Origin of the sequence: Pseudomonas germanica, assembly GCF_019614655.1 — a bacterium.
Classification (GTDB): Bacteria; Pseudomonadota; Gammaproteobacteria; order Pseudomonadales; family Pseudomonadaceae; genus Aquipseudomonas; species Aquipseudomonas neuropathica.
Map to the genome: position 1 here is coordinate 854,926 of NZ_CP071586.1, position 13,032 is coordinate 867,957.

At 60.4% G+C, this 13,032-nt stretch carries 11 protein-coding genes; all 11 read left to right on the forward strand.

Annotation, left to right across the window (positions count from 1 at the left end; genetic code table 11):
- Window positions 1-42: 42 nt before the first annotated feature.
- The 11 genes from J0G10_RS03700 to J0G10_RS03750 all read left to right on the forward strand — a co-directional run bounded on the left by J0G10_RS03700 (window position 43) and on the right by J0G10_RS03750 (window position 12,968).
- Window positions 43-1,542 (forward strand): NAD(P)H-hydrate dehydratase, encoded by a 1,500-nt coding sequence (locus J0G10_RS03700; protein ID WP_220557488.1) that lies wholly within the window; start codon window positions 43-45, stop codon window positions 1,540-1,542.
- Window positions 1,530-2,000, forward strand: a complete 471-nt coding sequence (gene tsaE / locus J0G10_RS03705) for a tRNA (adenosine(37)-N6)-threonylcarbamoyltransferase complex ATPase subunit type 1 TsaE (RefSeq protein WP_016985707.1) — start codon at window positions 1,530-1,532, stop codon at window positions 1,998-2,000. Before J0G10_RS03700 ends, tsaE begins: the two co-directional genes overlap by 13 nt.
- Window positions 2,001-2,057: 57 nt before the next feature.
- Window positions 2,058-3,431: an N-acetylmuramoyl-L-alanine amidase gene (locus J0G10_RS03710; protein ID WP_371748301.1), complete on the forward strand. Its 1,374-nt coding sequence runs from the start codon at window positions 2,058-2,060 to the stop codon at window positions 3,429-3,431.
- 8 nt (window positions 3,432-3,439) lie between these two features.
- Window positions 3,440-5,341: a DNA mismatch repair endonuclease MutL gene (gene mutL, locus J0G10_RS03715; protein WP_175559558.1), complete on the forward strand. Its 1,902-nt coding sequence runs from the start codon at window positions 3,440-3,442 to the stop codon at window positions 5,339-5,341.
- Complete coding sequence (gene miaA, locus J0G10_RS03720) at window positions 5,341-6,312, forward strand: tRNA (adenosine(37)-N6)-dimethylallyltransferase MiaA (protein WP_095047299.1); 972 nt, start codon at window positions 5,341-5,343, stop codon at window positions 6,310-6,312. The genes mutL and miaA overlap by 1 nt, the downstream gene beginning before the upstream one ends.
- 95 nt (window positions 6,313-6,407) lie before the next feature.
- The gene (gene hfq / locus J0G10_RS03725; protein WP_007902656.1) at window positions 6,408-6,668 is read left to right on the forward strand and encodes an RNA chaperone Hfq; all 261 of its coding nucleotides are present in this window, start codon (window positions 6,408-6,410) and stop codon (window positions 6,666-6,668) included.
- Between the two features lie 12 nt (window positions 6,669-6,680).
- Window positions 6,681-7,982 (forward strand): ribosome rescue GTPase HflX, encoded by a 1,302-nt coding sequence (gene hflX, locus J0G10_RS03730; RefSeq protein WP_093430181.1) that lies wholly within the window; start codon window positions 6,681-6,683, stop codon window positions 7,980-7,982.
- Window positions 7,983-8,078: 96 nt separating this feature from the next.
- Window positions 8,079-9,254, forward strand: coding sequence for an FtsH protease activity modulator HflK (gene hflK / locus J0G10_RS03735; protein WP_016984785.1), 1,176 nt, complete (start codon window positions 8,079-8,081; stop codon window positions 9,252-9,254).
- A complete protein-coding gene (hflC, locus tag J0G10_RS03740; RefSeq protein WP_007915830.1) occupies window positions 9,254-10,123 on the forward strand; it encodes a protease modulator HflC in 870 nt (289 codons plus the stop codon). The genes hflK and hflC overlap by 1 nt, the downstream gene beginning before the upstream one ends.
- A 313-nt stretch (window positions 10,124-10,436) precedes the next feature.
- Window positions 10,437-11,624 (forward strand): ATP phosphoribosyltransferase regulatory subunit, encoded by a 1,188-nt coding sequence (locus J0G10_RS03745; RefSeq protein ID WP_038360371.1) that lies wholly within the window; start codon window positions 10,437-10,439, stop codon window positions 11,622-11,624.
- Between the two features lie 54 nt (window positions 11,625-11,678).
- On the forward strand, window positions 11,679-12,968 hold the full coding sequence (locus tag J0G10_RS03750) for an adenylosuccinate synthase (RefSeq protein ID WP_007915835.1): 1,290 nt from the start codon (window positions 11,679-11,681) through the stop codon (window positions 12,966-12,968).
- Window positions 12,969-13,032: the final 64 nt, after the last annotated feature.

Sequence of the window (13,032 nt, forward strand, 5' to 3'; positions counted from 1 at the left end):
GAGGTGCGTATAATTCTGCCAGACATCGGAGCCCGAAGACGCATGCCGCATACGAAAGATGAATTACCCGACGCGCTGTATGGCGCCGCACAGGTGCGCGAACTCGATGCACGGCTGATTGCTGCCGGTACGCCGGGCTTCGAATTGATGCAGCGCGCGGCCCATGCGACGTGGCGCGCATTGGTGCGACAGTGGCCTTCGGCGACTGAACTGACGGTGCTGGCCGGGCATGGCAACAATGCGGGAGACGGTTATCTGGTCGCGGCCATGGCCCAGCGAGCCGGGTTGCTTGTGCGGGTGTTGGCGGTCGGTGATCCCCGGCAATTGCAGGGCGACGCGGCGTCAGCCCATGCCGAGTCCTCGACGCACGGTGTGGCGATTCAGGGCTGGAGCGCTGACAGTGAGTTGCGCGGGGTCATCCTCGATGCCCTGCTCGGCACCGGCCTGAGCGGCGACGTGCGTGAGCCGTATGCCACCGCGATCAATGCGATCAACGTCAGTGGTTTGCCGGTTGCTGCGGTCGATATCCCTTCCGGATTGTGTGCCGACACTGGGCGAGCGCTGGGTGTCGCGGTCTGTGCCGATCTCACGGTGACCTTTATTGGTCTGAAGCTTGGGCTTTTCACCGGTGACGCGGCGGATCATGTCGGCGCGCTGCTGTTCAACGATTTGCAGGCGCCAGCGGAAACTTACCGTGACATTCCTGTCCGCGCCCAGCGACTCAATGCCGCTAATCTTCCTCGATTGGCGCCGCGCGCGCCGGCGTCGCACAAGGGGCGTTTTGGCCATGTGTTGCTGATCGGTGGCGATCACGGATTTGGCGGGGCGATCCTGCTCAGTACCGAAACGGCGTTGCACAGCGGCGCGGGCATGGTTTCGCTGGCGACCCGTCCCGAGCATGTGCCAGCAGCCCTGACCCGTGTGCCGGAAGCTATGGTTCTTGGCACCTCATCGGCCAATCAGTTGATGGGTTTGCTGGAAAAAGTCTCGACGCTGGTCGTCGGTCCTGGCCTCGGCCAGGCCAGTTGGGGCCGCGCATTACTGTCGGCGGCGGCCAACGCGGCATTGCCGCAAGTGTGGGATGCCGACGCACTGAACTTGCTGGCGAGTGATTTCGTTCAATTGCCCAAGGATTGCGTGATCACCCCGCATCCGGGCGAAGCAGCGCGTTTGCTGGGCATCAGCACCGCCGACGTGCAGGCGGATCGTCCCGCGGCAGCGTTGGCGCTGAGCAAAAAATATACAGCAGTGGTGGTGTTGAAAGGCGCAGGCAGCCTGATTGCGCATCCCGATGGCCGTTTGGCGCTTTGTCACCAAGGTCATCCGGCCATGGCCACTGCAGGACTCGGCGACGTACTGGCCGGTTTGACCGGTGCGCTGCTGGCGCAGGGCATGGCCGGTTTTGATGCGGCGTGTCTGGCGGTCTGGCTGCACGCCAATGCCGGTCAGCAACAAGGAAAATTCGGCCGTGGGCTGGCGGCCAGTGATCTGATTCCAGCCATTCGTCAGTTGTTGGAGGAGCAAGCACCGTGTCTGAAGTAACCCTGTACCTGGCCGATGAACAGGCCATGAGCGACTTTGGCGCACGGATCGCCCGCGTGACCCAGGGCCATGGCCTGATTTTTCTCGAAGGCAACCTGGGCATGGGCAAAACCACCCTGTCGCGGGGCATCATTCGCGGCTTGGGCCATGTCGGCGCGGTAAAAAGTCCGACCTTCACCTTGGTCGAACCCTACGAGATCGGTGACATCCGCGCCTTCCACTTTGACCTGTATCGCCTGGTCGATCCGGAAGAGCTGGAGTTTCTCGGCATCCGCGACTACTTCGAAGACGATGCCCTGTGCCTGATCGAATGGCCCGATAAAGGTGCAGGCTTTTTGCCAAAGCCTGACCTGACCATTACCATTAGCCCGCAAGACAGCGGGCGTTCGCTGAAAATTTTATCCCAGGGCTCGCGTGGCGAGGCCTGGTGTGCCGCTTTGGCATTGGAATCCAATTAAATGATGGGGTTAGGTATGCGCTTTCGCGCGTTGGTGGCTGCCGCTGGACTGTTGTTGATGGCAGTAACCGTCAACGCTGTGGCCGATTCAAAGGTCAACAGCGTGCGCCTGTGGCGGGCGCCGGACAACACGCGACTGGTCTTCGACCTGAGCGGCCCGGTGCAGCACAGCGTGTTTACCCTGACCGCACCGGACCGGCTGGTGATCGACATCAACGGTGCCACCCTCGGTGCACCGCTGAATGTGCAGACCGCGAACACGCCGATCACCGCAATGCGTTCGGCCCAGCGCACGCCGACCGACCTGCGCGTGGTCATCGACCTGAAAAAAGCCGTCACCCCGAAAAGCTTCTCGCTGGCGCCGAACGCGCAGTACGGCAACCGCCTGGTGGTCGACCTGTTCGATAACCCGGCCGACGCCGCACCGCCGCCTGCGCCGACGCCGCAGGTCGCGACTGTGCCAGCGGTGCCGGTAACCCCGACCGAACCGGCAATCAAGTTGCCGCCAGCCCCGGCCGGCAAGCGCGACATTATTGTGGTGATCGACGCCGGCCACGGTGGCGAAGACCCGGGCGCATCCGGTTCGCGCGGTCAGCGTGAGAAAGACGTAGTGCTGCAGATCGCTCGCGAACTGCAGCGTCAGGTCAACGGCATGAAAGGCTTCCGCGCCGAACTGACCCGAACCGGCGACTATTTCATCCCGTTGCGCGGTCGTACCGAGATTGCCCGCAAGAAGGGCGCCGACCTGTTTGTGTCGATCCACGCCGATGCGGCGCCATCTGCCGCCGCTTTCGGTGCATCGGTGTTTGCCCTGTCCGACCGCGGCGCAACCTCGGAAACCGCCCGTTGGCTGGCCGACAGTGAAAACCGTTCCGACTTGATCGGTGGTGCTGGCAACGTCAGCCTGGATGACAAGGACCGCATGCTCGCCGGCGTGTTGCTCGACCTGTCGATGACTGCCTCGCTGACTTCCAGCCTCAACGTCGGTCAGAAAGTCCTGACCAACATCGGCCGCGTCACGCCGCTGCACAAACAGCGTGTGGAACAGGCCGGGTTCATGGTGTTGAAGTCGCCGGACATCCCGTCGATTCTGGTCGAAACCGGGTTTATCTCCAATGCCAACGAAGCCAACAAGCTCTCGGCATCGAGCCATCAGCAAGCGTTGGCCCGCTCGATCAGCAGCGGCGTGCGCCAGTTCTTCCAGCAGAACCCGCCACCGGGCACTTACATCGCCTGGCTGCGTGATTCCGGCAAGATCGCTCAAGGCCCGCGCGATCATCGCGTCGGTCCGGGTGAAACGCTGGCGATGATCGGCGTGCGCTATCAGGTGTCGCCGGCCACGCTGCGCGCTGCCAACAATCTGAAAAGCGATGAACTGAAAGTCGGTCAGCACTTGACCATTCCTGGCACCGAACTGGCGTCCAAAGAATGAACGAAGTGCTGAACGCTGCTGCCCGTATCGAACTGCTCAGCCCACGGCTGGCGAACCAGATCGCCGCCGGTGAGGTGGTTGAACGTCCGGCCTCGGTGATCAAGGAACTGCTGGAAAACAGCCTCGACTCCGGCGCCAAGCGCATCGATGTTGATGTCGAGCAGGGCGGGGTCAAGTTGCTGCGGGTGCGTGACGATGGCAGCGGCATCTCTGCCGATGACCTGCCGCTGGCGCTGGCCCGTCACGCCACCAGCAAGATTCGCAACCTGGAAGACCTTGAACAGGTGATGAGCCTCGGTTTCCGGGGTGAGGCGCTGGCGTCGATCAGTTCCGTGGCGCGCCTGACGCTGACCTCGCGTACTCGCGATGCCGATCAAGCCTGGCAAGTCGAAACCGAAGGCCGCGACATGGCGCCTCGGGTGCAACCGGCGGCGCATCCGGTCGGCACTTCCGTGGAAGTTCGCGACCTGTTTTTCAACACCCCGGCGCGACGAAAATTCCTCAAGACCGAAAAAACCGAGTTCGATCACCTGCAAGAAGTGATCAAGCGTCTGGCGCTGGCGCGTTTCGACGTGGCTTTCCATCTGCGGCATAACGGCAAGACCATTCTCAGCCTGCACGAAGCCCACGATGACGCGGCCCGCGCCCGGCGTGTGGCGGCGATCTGTGGTTCGGGTTTCCTCGAGCAGGCGCTGCCGATCGAGATCGAGCGCAACGGCTTGCACCTTTGGGGCTGGGTTGGTTTGCCGACCTTTAACCGCAGTCAGGCGGATCTGCAATATTTCTTTGTGAATGGCCGGGCGGTGCGCGACAAGCTTGTGGCCCACGCAGTGCGTCAGGCCTATCGCGACGTGCTGTTCAACGGTCGTCACCCGACGTTTGCGCTGTTTTTTGAAGTCGATCCGGCGGCGGTCGACGTCAACGTGCACCCGACCAAACACGAAGTGCGCTTCCGTGACGGGCGCATGGTGCATGACTTCCTTTATGGCACGTTGCACCGCGCTTTGGGCGACGTGCGTCCGGAAGATCAGCTTGCCGGTTCCGTGACCACAGCTGTCGTGCGGCCAACGGGCCTCGATGCCGGTGAGTTCGGCCCGCAGGGCGAAATGCGTCTGGCGGCCAATGCGCTGCTGGAGCAACCGCAGGCGCAGCCGGCGTTCAATACCTCGTCCGGTGCCAGCGCTGGCGGGGCTTACCAGTATCAATACACGCCACGCCCACAATCAGCGGTACCGCCGGCGGCCGAGGCTCAGGCTGCGTATCGCGAGTTTTTCGCGCCGCTGCCTGAGGCTAATGCCAACGCACTGCCGGCCGGGCAGGAAGATATTCCTCCGCTTGGTTATGCCTTGGCGCAGTTGAAAGGTATCTACATTCTTTCCGAAAACGCCCAAGGGCTGGTGCTGGTGGACATGCACGCTGCTCACGAGCGGATCATGTACGAACGCCTGAAAATCGCCATGGCCAGCGAGGGTCTCAGTGGGCAGCCATTGTTGGTGCCGGAATCCTTGGCCGTTAGCCAGCGCGAGGCCGATTGCGCTGAAGAGCACGCGGCATGGTTCCAGCGTCTGGGGTTCGAGCTGCAGCGTCTGGGCCCGGAAACCCTGGCGATTCGGCAGATCCCGGCCTTGCTGAAGCAGGCTGAAGCCAATCGCCTGGTCGGCGATGTCCTGTCGGACTTGATGGAGTACGGCACCAGCGACCGGATTCAGGCGCACCTCAACGAACTCCTCGGCACCATGGCCTGCCACGGCGCGATCCGCGCCAATCGGCGCCTGGCCCTGCCGGAAATGAACGGCCTGCTGCGTGACATGGAAAACACCGAGCGCAGCGGTCAATGCAACCATGGCCGACCGACCTGGACCCAATTGGGCCTGGACGATCTGGACAAACTGTTCCTGCGCGGTCGTTGATGAGCCAGCTTCCTCCAGCGATTTTCCTGATGGGCCCGACCGCTGCGGGCAAGACCGATCTAGCCATCGAGCTGACCAAGGTGCTGCCGTGCGAGTTGATCAGTGTCGATTCAGCGCTGGTCTATCGCGGCATGGACATTGGCACTGCCAAGCCTTCGAAAGAACTGCTGGCCGAATATCCGCACCGCTTGATCGATATTCTCGACCCGGCTGAGGCTTATTCGGCTGCGGATTTCCGTCGCGATGCCTTGCAAGCCATGGCCGAGATCACCGCGCGCGGAAAAATTCCGCTGCTGGTCGGCGGTACGATGCTCTATTACAAGGCTTTGGTCGAAGGTCTGGCGGATATGCCAGCGGCCGATGCCGATGTCCGCGCGCAGATCGAAGAAGAGGCTGCACGCCTCGGTTGGCAAGCCTTGCACGATCAATTGGCGCTCATTGACCCGGTGTCAGCGGCGCGGATTCACCCGAACGATCCGCAGCGCTTGAGTCGCGCGCTGGAAGTTTATCGAGTCAGTGGTCAGAGCATGACCGAGCTGCGTCAGCAACAATCTGCGCAAAGTACTGAAGCAGCCGCTTCGGGACTGCAACAATTGCCCTATACTGTCGCGAACTTGGCCATTGCCCCGGCGAATCGTCAGGTACTGCACGAGCGCATTAAACAAAGATTCACAAATATGTTGGAACAGGGGTTCCTCGACGAGGTCGTAGCCCTGCGTAAAAGAAGTGACCTGCATTCGGGGTTGCCGTCTATACGTGCGGTAGGCTACCGCCAAGTCTGGGACTACCTGGATGGCAAGCTGACGTTGGCCGAAATGCAGGAGCGCGGCATCATCGCCACGCGCCAATTGGCCAAACGCCAGTTCACCTGGCTGCGCAGCTGGGAAGATATACACTGGCTGGACAGTCTTGATTGCGACAATCTGCCACGCGCCTTGAAATACCTTGGGACCATCTCCATATTGAGCTGAGTCCTTGCAATTGCCGTCTATCCTTGGGGGTGTGACGGCCAAAGCCATCTGAATTACCTATTTTTTATTATTGAATCCTTAAAGGAGTGCGGCACATGTCAAAAGGGCATTCGCTACAAGACCCTTACTTGAATACTTTACGTAAAGAGAAAGTTGGGGTTTCCATCTACCTGGTCAACGGTATCAAACTGCAAGGCACGATCGAGTCGTTCGACCAGTTCGTGATCCTGCTGAAAAACACCGTAAGCCAGATGGTTTACAAACACGCTATCTCGACAGTAGTGCCGGTTCGTCCAATTCGTCTGCCTAGCGCAACCGAATCCGAAGCAGGTGACGCTGAGCCAGGTAACGCCTGATAGGAGTCTCCTTTGTTCTTTGAGCGCCACGGTGGTGGTGAGCGAGTGATCCTCGTTCACTTGGATGGACAGGACCCTGAGGCGCGCGAAGATCCGCAGGAGTTTCAGGAATTGGCTAATTCGGCGGGCGCCGAGACCGTTGCGTTTTTTAACGTACCGCGTCATCGGCCAACCGCCAAATTTCTGATCGGCAGCGGCAAGGTCGAGGAACTGCGCGACCTGGTCAAGGCTGAAGAAGCCGATCTGGTGATTTTCAATCACATCCTCACGCCCAGTCAGGAACGTAACCTCGAACGTGTTTTCGAGTGTCGCGTGATCGACCGTACCGGTCTGATTCTCGATATTTTCGCCCAACGCGCCCGTACCCATGAAGGCAAGCTCCAGGTCGAACTGGCCCAGCTTGACCACATGAGCACGCGCCTGGTTCGCGGCTGGACTCACCTTGAGCGTCAGGGTGGCGGCATCGGCATGCGCGGCCCAGGTGAGACCCAACTGGAAACCGACCGGCGTTTGCTGCGGGTCCGCCTGCGCCAGATCAAGGGCCGGTTGGAGAAGGTGCGCAGCCAGCGCGAGCAGTCGCGACGTGGCCGTTCCCGTGCCGATATTCCGACCGTGTCTCTGGTGGGGTATACCAACGCCGGCAAATCGACACTCTTCAACAATGTGACGAAATCCGACGTTTACGCGGCCGACCAGTTGTTCGCCACGCTGGACCCGACCCTGCGCCGTCTGGATCTGGACGACTTGGGGCCGATTGTTCTGGCGGACACGGTAGGCTTCATTCGTCACCTGCCGCACAAGCTGGTCGAAGCATTTCGGTCTACCCTCGAAGAGTCGGCCAACTCCGACCTGTTGTTGCACGTGATCGATGCGGCCGAGCCGGATCGCATGTTGCAGATCGAGCAGGTGATGGTGGTGCTGGGCGAGATTGGTGCCCAGGACTTGCCGATACTCGAGGTCTATAACAAACTCGATTTGCTTGAAGGCGTTGAGCCACAAATCCAGCGCGACGAAAACGGCAAGCCCCAGCGGGTCTGGCTTTCGGCACGTGATGGCAGTGGTCTGGAATTGCTTGAACAAGCCATTGCCGAATTACTCGGCAGTGATTTGTTCATCGGCACATTGCGCTTGCCGCAACGATTCGCCCGACTGCGTGCGCAGTTTTTCGAACTCGGTGCGGTGCAGAAAGAAGAGCATGACGAAGAAGGCATCAGCCTGCTGGCCGTTCGTTTGCCCCGGGTCGAGCTGAATCGACTGGTAAGCCGCGAAGGATTGCAGCCGATGGAATTCATCGAGCAACACACTTTGCAATAAAAGCCTGAAGAAGCGGTTGTGCCGTAACGGCAGGCATTCTGTAGCATTGGTCGGCGCGCCGTGGGTGCGTCTTTGCTTTATCAGATGGAGAGCGCTATGGCTTGGAATGAGCCGGGTGGCAACTCGAATAATCAGGATCCTTGGGGTGGCAAACGCCGCAATAACGGCGACCGCAAGGGGCCACCGGATCTCGACGAGGCCTTCCGAAAGCTGCAGGAAAGCCTGAACGGGTTGTTCGGTGGTGGTAAGAAACGCGGTGGTGATGACGGCGGTGGTTCGGGCAGGAGCGGTGGCGGCTTCGGCGGTCTGCTCGGCATCGGCCTCGTCGTGCTGGCGGCTGTCTGGCTGTACAGCGCGGTCTACGTGGTGGACGAGCAGGAGCAAGCCGTGGTGCTGCGCTTCGGCAAGTACTACGAGACTGTTGGCCCAGGCCTGAATATCTACTTCCCGCCGATCGATAAAAAGTACATGGAAAACGTCACGCGTGAGCGTGCGTACACCAAGCAAGGCCAGATGCTGACCGAAGACGAGAACATCGTCGAAGTGCCGCTGACCGTGCAGTACAAGATCAGCAACCTGCAGGACTTCGTGCTGAACGTCGATCAGCCGGAAATCAGTCTGCAGCATGCGACTGACAGTGCCCTGCGCCACGTGGTGGGTTCCACCGCCATGGACCAGGTGCTGACCGAAGGTCGTGAATTGATGGCCAGCGAAATCAAGGAGCGTCTGCAACGCTTCCTCGATACCTATCGCACCGGTATCACCGTCACTCAGGTCAACGTACAGAGCGCAGCGGCACCGCGTGAAGTGCAGGAAGCCTTCGATGACGTGATCCGCGCCCGTGAAGACGAGCAGCGTTCGCGCAACCAGGCTGAAACCTACGCCAACGGCGTCGTGCCGGAAGCCCGTGGTCAGGCCCAGCGCATCCTCGAGGATGCCAACGGTTACCGTGACGAAACGGTCTCGCGCGCCAAGGGTGAAGCCGATCGCTTTACCAAGCTGGTCGCCGAGTACCGCAAGGCACCTGAGGTTACCCGCCAGCGTCTGTACCTGGACACCATGCAGGAAGTCTTCAGCAATACCAGCAAGGTACTCGTGACCGGCAACAAGAACGGCCAGAGCAACCTGCTTTACCTGCCGTTGGACAAAATGATTCAGAACAGTTCGGGCAGCAATGCACCGGTCACCGGTTCGGCTGCCGCCAGCAACAACACGGACGTCACGCCGCATGTCACTGACCTGCCGCAGTCGCGCACAAGGGAGACCCGCTGATGAGCAATAAATCGCTGATCGCCCTGATCGTTGGCGTTGTTGTGGTACTGGTGGGCTGGAACTGCTTCTACATCGTCGCTCAGACCGAGCGTGCGGTGCTGCTGCAATTCGGCCGCGTGGTTCAGGCCGATGTTCAGCCAGGCCTGCATGTGAAAGTGCCTTACGTTAACCAGGTGCGTAAATTCGACGCACGTCTGATGACGCTGGATGCACCGACACAGCGTTTCCTGACCCTGGAAAAGAAAGCCGTGATGGTCGATGCCTACGCCAAGTGGCGCGTGAAAGATGCCGAGCGCTTCTACACCGCAACTTCCGGCCTCAAGCAAATCGCCGACGAGCGTCTTTCCCGTCGTCTTGAATCCGGTCTGCGTGACCAGTTCGGTAAGCGCACTCTGCACGAAGTAGTGTCGGGTGAGCGTGACGCGTTGATGGCTGACATCACCGCATCGCTGAACAAAATGGCGGAAAAGGAGCTGGGTATCGAAGTTGTCGATGTCCGGGTCAAGACCATCGACCTGCCGAAAGAAGTGAACCGCAGTGTGTTCGAGCGTATGAGCACCGAGCGCGAGCGTGAAGCTCGCGAGCACCGCGCCAAGGGTAACGAGCTAGCGGAAGGCATCCGTGCCGACGCCGATCGTCAACGCCGCGTGCTGCTGGCTGAAGCCTATCGTGAATCCGAAGAGGTTCGCGGTGATGGTGATGCCCAGGCCGCTGCGATCTACTCCAAGGCCTACGGTCAGGATCAGGAGTTCTACAGTTTCTATCGTAGCCTGCGCGCCTACCGTGAAAGCTTCGCGAACAAATCCGACGTATTGGTCCTTGACCCAAGCAGCGACTTTTTCCACTACCTGGAAAAGGCCAAGCCTTGATACGCCGTTGACCTGAATCATTCCGCCCGGCGGCTAAAACCTCGGGCGGGGTGATCCTTTGGGAAAACGTGTGTATGATGCGGCAGCCGGGAAATTCCCGGCTTTTTTGCGTCTGCACGTTTGATTGCTGTTTTTTGTTGCAGGCATCGGGTTGAATGGCCCGAGAGTATTTCGAGGAAAGTGATGGGCGAAGCCGCTAACAGGCCTTTCGCCGCGTCGTTCATGCGCGTGCGTTTTGAACGGTTCGGTCATTTTCTGCTTCACTCAAGGCTCGCCCGCAGGCTGGCCGCCCGGATCAAAGGGGAATGGCGTAATGGCAACGGTAGACCGCTGGCTGCTGCCAGATGGCATCGAAGAAGTACTGCCACCGGAAGCGGCGCGCATTGAAGTCGCGCGTCGTCAGGTGTTGGATCTGTTCCAGAGCTGGGGTTACGAGTTTGTCGTGACTCCCCATATCGAGTACCTGGAATCCCTGCTGACCGGCGCGGGCCAGGACCTGGATCTGCGTACCTTCAAGGTCATTGACCCGCAATCGGGCCGGCAGATGGGTTTCCGTGCCGACATCACGCCGCAAGTGGCACGTATCGATGCGCACACCCTGCGTCGCGAAGGTCCGAGCCGTCTGTGCTACGCCGGCAGCGTGCTGCATGCTCAGCCGCGTGCATTGTCGTCCTCGCGCAGCCCGATCCAGTTGGGCGCCGAGCTGTACGGCGACGCCAGCCCGAGCAGCGACGTTGAAGTGATCAGCCTGATGCTGGCCATGCTGCAACTGGCCGATGTGCCGGATGTGCACATGGACCTTGGTCATGTTGGCATCTACCGTGGTCTGGCGCGTGCCGCCGGTCTGTCCGGTGAAGTCGAACAGCAGTTGTTCGATGCGCTGCAACGCAAGGCCATCGACGAGGTCATTACCTTGACTGAAGGCTTGCCGGCCGACTTGTCCGGCATGCTGCGGGCGCTGGTCGACCTGTGTGGCGGGCGTGAAGTGTTGAGCGCTGCCCGCGAACGACTGGCCAATGCACCGGCGCCGGTTTTGGCAGCACTCGAAGATTTGCTGGCAATCGCCGAGCGCCTATCGGCGCGTTTCCCGGACCTGCCGTTGTACTTCGACCTGGGCGAGCTACGTGGCTACCACTACCACACCGGTGTGGTGTTCGCGGTGTTCGTGCCGGGCGTTGGCCAGTCCATCGCTCAGGGCGGTCGCTACGACGACATCGGCGCGGATTTTGGTCGCGCGCGTCCGGCGACTGGTTTTTCCACCGATTTGAAAACCCTGGTGACCCTGGGGCGTGCTGAGATCGAGCTACCGTCTGGCGGTATCTGGATGCCTGACAGTACGGATGCGGCACTCTGGCAGCAGGTTTGCCAGTTGCGCAGTGAGGGTCAGCGTGTCGTTCAGGCTTTGCCTGGGCAACCTTTGGCCGCCGCCCGTGATGCGGACTGCGACCGGCAATTGATTCAGCAGAACGGGCTTTGGCAAGTATCGCCACTGGCTTCTTGAGTTTTCCTGCCGGCCATCGCCGGCACCAAGTTTGCGCGAATGAGGACAAGTGTTATGGGTAAGAATGTCGTAGTCCTGGGCACCCAATGGGGTGATGAGGGCAAAGGCAAGATCGTTGATCTGCTGACCGAACATGCTGCAGCCGTAGTGCGCTACCAAGGTGGCCACAACGCTGGCCACACACTGGTGATCGACGGCGAGAAAACCGTCCTGCACCTGATCCCGTCGGGCGTGCTGCGCGAAGGCGTGCAGTGCCTGATCGGCAACGGCGTGGTGGTTGCACCTGACGCCCTGCTGCGCGAGATCACCAAGCTGGAAGAGAAAGGCGTACCGGTGCGTGAGCGTCTGCGTATCAGCCCGTCCTGCCCGCTGATCCTGTCCTTCCACGTGGCGCTGGACCAGGCCCGTGAAAAGGCCCGTGGCGAGCTGAAGATCGGTACTACCGGTCGCGGCATCGGCCCGGCTTACGAAGACAAGGTTGCTCGTCGTGGCCTGCGTGTTGGCGACCTGCTGAACATGCCGCGCTTCGAAGACAAGCTGCGTGAACTGGTGGATTACCACAACTTCATGCTGGTCGGTTACTACAAAGAGCCGGCCATCGAGTTCGAGAAAACCCTGGCCGAGTGCAAGGAATACGCTGAGCTGCTCAAGCCGCTGATGCTCGACGTCACCGCTGAGCTGCACGACCTGCGTCGCGCCGGCAAAGACATCATGTTCGAAGGCGCTCAGGGTTCGTTGCTCGACATCGACCACGGTACCTACCCGTACGTGACCAGTTCCAACACCACTGCCGGTGGCGTAGCGACCGGTTCCGGCGTTGGCCCGATGTTCCTCGACTACATCCTGGGCATCACCAAGGCTTACACCACTCGCGTCGGTTCGGGTCCATTCCCGACTGAGCTGTTCGACGACGTCGGCGCGCATCTGGCTAAACAAGGTCACGAGTTCGGTGCGACCACCGGCCGTGCCCGTCGTTGTGGCTGGTTCGACGCCGTTATCCTGCGTCGCGCTATCGATGTGAACAGCATTTCGGGCATCTGCCTGACCAAGCTGGACGTACTCGATGGTCTGGAAACCATCAACATCTGCGTTGGCTACAAAGACGCCGAAGGCAACGCCGTTGCTCCGACCGACGCTGACAGCTACGTAGGCCTGCAGCCTGTGTACGAAGAAGTGCCGGGCTGGACCGAATCGACCGTGGGTGCAAAAACCCTGGAAGAGCTGCCGGCTAACGCTCGCGCCTATATCAAACGCGTTGAAGAGCTGATCGGCGCGCCGATCGACATTATTTCGACGGGCCCGGACCGCAACGAAACCATCGTTCTGCGTCATCCGTTTGCTTGATAAGTCGTTGATGTAAAAACACAAAGGCCCCTTCATCGGGGCCTTTGTCGTTTATGCCTGTTGG

Bases quoted from the DNA above. Each gene is read 5' to 3' on its own strand.
- hflK (WP_016984785.1), top strand. From the start codon at position 8,079: ATGGCTTGGAATGAGCCGGGTGGCAACTCGAATAATCAGGATCCTTGG.
- J0G10_RS03710 (WP_371748301.1), top strand. From the start codon at position 2,058: ATGGCAGTAACCGTCAACGCTGTGGCCGATTCAAAGGTCAACAGCGTG.
- miaA (WP_095047299.1), top strand. From the start codon at position 5,341: ATGAGCCAGCTTCCTCCAGCGATTTTCCTGATGGGCCCGACCGCTGCG.
- J0G10_RS03700 (WP_220557488.1), top strand. From the start codon at position 43: ATGCCGCATACGAAAGATGAATTACCCGACGCGCTGTATGGCGCCGCA.
- hfq (WP_007902656.1), top strand. From the start codon at position 6,408: ATGTCAAAAGGGCATTCGCTACAAGACCCTTACTTGAATACTTTACGT.
- J0G10_RS03750 (WP_007915835.1), top strand. From the start codon at position 11,679: ATGGGTAAGAATGTCGTAGTCCTGGGCACCCAATGGGGTGATGAGGGC.
- J0G10_RS03745 (WP_038360371.1), top strand. From the start codon at position 10,437: ATGGCAACGGTAGACCGCTGGCTGCTGCCAGATGGCATCGAAGAAGTA.
- hflC (WP_007915830.1), top strand. From the start codon at position 9,254: ATGAGCAATAAATCGCTGATCGCCCTGATCGTTGGCGTTGTTGTGGTA.